Below are 2,733 nucleotides of genomic sequence, written 5' to 3' on the forward strand. Positions count from 1 at the left end.
TCCACCGGCTCAACGACCATCCAGATTTGTCCAACATGAGCAATCAGTCCAGACATTTCAACAATTCGCCCAGCCATTGCGGCGATACATTCGCCGGTACTTCGAGTGTATGACCGCCTGAACAACGCAGCCTCAAGTAATCTGTAACCGGCACAGCTGGTGTAATCGTCACCGGTACCATTGATCCCGGTTGACTACGCAATTGCGTTCTCCGGTAAGTACGCAGCCAGTTTCCAAAAGTCTTGCTGTTCAGGCCATGCTTGCGACAATAAGACGTCTGCGACAATCCGCTCGACTGCCACGCCCTGATATGACGTAACTGCTGTTCCTGTGTAGTCATCGCTCATCCTCCTTTGAAAATGCCCGAGGATAAACAGATCAGATTCTAATTTATAGATGGCGGGGTTGGACGCTTACAATGTTTCAACGGAAATCTTCGAAAAAGCCGTAGAGCAAGCCGAAGAACGACTTGGCTTAACCGGCCAGCCTCGCGCTATTGTTTTTCATGAAAAAAACGGGCGCAGACATTGCCATGCTGTTTGGTCGCGGATCAAGGTGGATGAAATGAAAGCGGTGCAGCTTTCATTTACCAAACGCAAATTAACAGAATTATCGCGTGAATTGTATCTGGAACACGGCTGGGAAATGCCCGCAGGATTAAAGCAGTCTCATGCCCGTGATCCGCGCAATTTTACGCTGGCACAATGGCAACAGGCAAAGCGGATCGGCAAAGACCCGAAACAAATAAAAGCTGTTTTTCAGGAATGCTGGTCAACCAGCGATACGCAAGGCGCTTTTGTCCATGCGCTGAAAGAACACGGTTATGTCCTCGCCCGAGGTGATCGGCGCGGCTTTGTCGCGCTGGATCATCGGGGCGAAGTATTTGCCGTATCCAAATGGGCCGGAATCAAGACCAAAGAAGTCCGCTCCCGCCTGAGCGATGAACAAAGCCTGCCATCGGTCGATGAAGCCAGAATCCAGATTGCCAAGGATATGACCATGCGGCTGGATGCGCTATTCCAAGAACAGGCAGTCGCATTTGAAAGCCGCATGGCGCAATTGGAAGAAAAACGGCAAAGTTTAACGCGCCAGCACAAGGCCGAGCGCCAAAAATTACGCGATGCGCAAAACACACTCTGGCAACGCAAACAACAAGAATGGCGTAATAATCTTAACAAGGGTTTTCGCGGCCTGTTTGAGTGCATTACCGGAAAGCGCCGTAAAATCGAAGAACGCAACGAACAAGACGCATGGCAGGTCAAAATCGACCAGCAACAGCAGCGTGATACGCTGATTTTTAATCAGCTCGAAATTCGCCGTTCCTTGCAATCGCGTATCACGCGATTGCAAGCGCTGAATTCTTACCGGTTGGATGAATTGGAACATGACAAGTCGCAGTATCAAGCCATGCGTGAACAACGCCTTGAACAGTTAGAGGCACAGCGCCGGGAACACAATCGCAGCCGTCCACACCCCCGCCAGCGCGGCCCGGATTGGGAATGGTAGCAATTTGACATCCCGATAAAGGCAAAGTAAGGGCTTAGATTATTTCCTTGGCATATATACCAATCTTTGGTAAATTATAAGGGAGACAATATTTTGGAAAGGTTAGAAAATGGCCAAAAATACCAGCGTTTCGCTTGGCGATCATTTTGAAACTTTTGTTGATGAACGGGTCAAGGCAGGGCGCTATGCTTCTGCAAGTGATGCCGTGCGTGCAGGGCTTAGGCTTCTGGAACAGGAGGAAACCAGACTGGAGGCATTACGCGCTGCCCTTATCAAAGGTGAGGAAAGCGGCATTGCCGAGGACTACGACATTGACGCCATACAGCGCGAGCTTGATAGTGAGTAATGCGCTTTAAGGTTTCAAAAGAAGCGCGGGACGATATACGCGAGATTGGCCGTTACACGCAACGTAAATGGGGCAAGGATCAGCGCCGGAATTATTTAAACGATCTGGATAAAAAATTCGGATTACTTGCAGAAAATCCCCTTCTGGGTCGTCGCTGCGACAGTATCAGAGAAGGATATTTCCGGTTTGAATATGTCAGCCACGTTATTTTTTACTGGCAGGAAAAAGACTTTATCGTTATTTCCCGTGTCATACACCAAAGCCGCGATGTAAAGGCGTTACTCGGTGAAACAGGCAAGGCGTGAATAACGCCTTGAGCAACTTGAAACACAACGCCGGAAACAAAACCGCAGCCTTGCCAGCGCGGCCCGGATTGGTCGCCCTGAAGGGCGCACTTTAAACAGGCCGGTTTTAAAACGGCATGTTCCACCCCGGCGGCGAAAGCGCAAGATTTCGGCGGCGCGAATTTTTCGCCCCTCAAACAAAAAAGCGCCGCCAGCTTCAAGCAGGCAGCGCCTTGGTTTTTTTAATGATTCCAGAAAATATGAACTTCTTCGAAAGCCGTTTCGATGGTGTAAATATCACCGCTTAATTCCATATCCCGGCCCATACGCTCATAGTCGATATAGTAAGCCAGGTTTTCAGGAATCTGCGTGGTTTCTTCGGTCAACCCTTCTGCAAAATCAGCCAGTGATTTGTAGCAACCGCAATAATTTTCTTCTGCCGCTGTTCTGGCCTCCTCCAGATCACCGCCGAAATTGTTCAGCAACTCCCCGCCAAAATCCGGTAAGCGTCCGGCGCGACCATCTATAATTTTTCTTGTTTTAATGCTTCGATAAATTCCGGCGTTAACGGCAACAACTCATCAATACGGCTATTAG

At 49.4% G+C, this 2,733-nt stretch carries 5 protein-coding genes; 3 read left to right on the top strand and 2 right to left on the bottom strand.

Annotated features, from left to right (window positions below):
• Positions 1–43: 43 nt before the first annotated feature.
• Positions 44–340 carry an IS66 family insertion sequence element accessory protein TnpA gene (tnpA, locus tag BMX44_RS16245; RefSeq protein ID WP_090631131.1) on the bottom strand — a complete coding sequence of 99 codons (297 nt, stop codon included), beginning with the start codon at positions 338–340 and terminating at the stop codon, positions 44–46.
• A gap of 56 nt (positions 341–396) precedes the next feature.
• Between tnpA and BMX44_RS16250 the strand changes: the two genes are divergently transcribed.
• The 3 genes from BMX44_RS16250 to BMX44_RS16260 all read left to right on the top strand — a co-directional run bounded on the left by BMX44_RS16250 (position 397) and on the right by BMX44_RS16260 (position 2,157).
• Positions 397–1,506: a relaxase/mobilization nuclease domain-containing protein gene (locus BMX44_RS16250; RefSeq protein WP_090634974.1), complete on the top strand. Its 1,110-nt coding sequence runs from the start codon at positions 397–399 to the stop codon at positions 1,504–1,506.
• 109 nt (positions 1,507–1,615) lie between these two features.
• Positions 1,616–1,852: a type II toxin-antitoxin system ParD family antitoxin gene (locus tag BMX44_RS16255; protein WP_090634976.1), complete on the top strand. Its 237-nt coding sequence runs from the start codon at positions 1,616–1,618 to the stop codon at positions 1,850–1,852.
• A complete protein-coding gene (locus tag BMX44_RS16260) occupies positions 1,852–2,157 on the top strand; it encodes a type II toxin-antitoxin system RelE/ParE family toxin (RefSeq protein ID WP_090634979.1) in 306 nt (101 codons plus the stop codon). The genes BMX44_RS16255 and BMX44_RS16260 overlap by 1 nt, the downstream gene beginning before the upstream one ends.
• A 221-nt stretch (positions 2,158–2,378) precedes the next feature.
• Here the strand turns inward: BMX44_RS16260 and BMX44_RS16265 are convergent, their stop codons facing one another.
• Complete coding sequence (locus tag BMX44_RS16265) at positions 2,379–2,693, bottom strand: antirestriction protein ArdA (RefSeq protein WP_342708050.1); 315 nt, start codon at positions 2,691–2,693, stop codon at positions 2,379–2,381.
• Positions 2,694–2,733: the final 40 nt, after the last annotated feature.

It is taken from the genome of Nitrosomonas marina (genome assembly GCF_900110145.1).
GTDB lineage: Bacteria > Pseudomonadota > Gammaproteobacteria > Burkholderiales > Nitrosomonadaceae > Nitrosomonas > Nitrosomonas marina.

Excerpts from the sequence above, each read along its gene's own strand:
- BMX44_RS16250 (WP_090634974.1), top strand. The coding sequence starts at position 397 with ATGGCGGGGTTGGACGCTTACAATGTTTCAACGGAAATCTTCGAAAAA.
- BMX44_RS16260 (WP_090634979.1), top strand. The coding sequence starts at position 1,852 with ATGCGCTTTAAGGTTTCAAAAGAAGCGCGGGACGATATACGCGAGATT.
- BMX44_RS16255 (WP_090634976.1), top strand. The coding sequence starts at position 1,616 with ATGGCCAAAAATACCAGCGTTTCGCTTGGCGATCATTTTGAAACTTTT.
- tnpA (WP_090631131.1), bottom strand. The coding sequence starts at position 340 with ATGACTACACAGGAACAGCAGTTACGTCATATCAGGGCGTGGCAGTCG.